Below are 285 nucleotides of genomic sequence, written 5' to 3'. Positions count from 1 at the left end.
CCCCGGTGTGTAGTTCAGGGTGCCATCGGGATTGATGGTCACGCTGCCGTTGGCGGCGTTGGCCCCTGTGACGGTCAGGGGATCGCCGTCGGCGTCGCTGTCGTTACCCAGTACGTTGACGGTGACCGGCGTGCCTGCGGTGGTGGTGGCGCTGTCGGCCACCGCGACCGGTGCGGTGTTGGTTGGAACTGCCGCGTCCACGGTAATGGTCACGGTGCTGCTGGCGGTGCCGCCTTTACCGTCGGCGATGCTGTAGGTGACGGTGTCCACGCCGGTGAAGCCGCT

The 285-nt window shown here is 67.4% G+C and carries 1 protein-coding gene; it reads right to left on the bottom strand.

Going from position 1 to position 285, the window contains the following annotated elements; all coding sequences use genetic code 11:
- On the bottom strand, nucleotides 1-285 hold a 285-nt coding region (locus tag OGL92_RS22115; protein ID WP_263148041.1), incomplete at both ends, for an Ig-like domain-containing protein.

Origin of the sequence: Pseudomonas sp. RIT-PI-AD (assembly GCF_025642785.1) — a bacterium.
Taxonomy (GTDB): Bacteria; Pseudomonadota; Gammaproteobacteria; order Pseudomonadales; family Pseudomonadaceae; genus Pseudomonas_T.
This window is presented reverse-complemented; position numbering and strand designations above follow the sequence as displayed.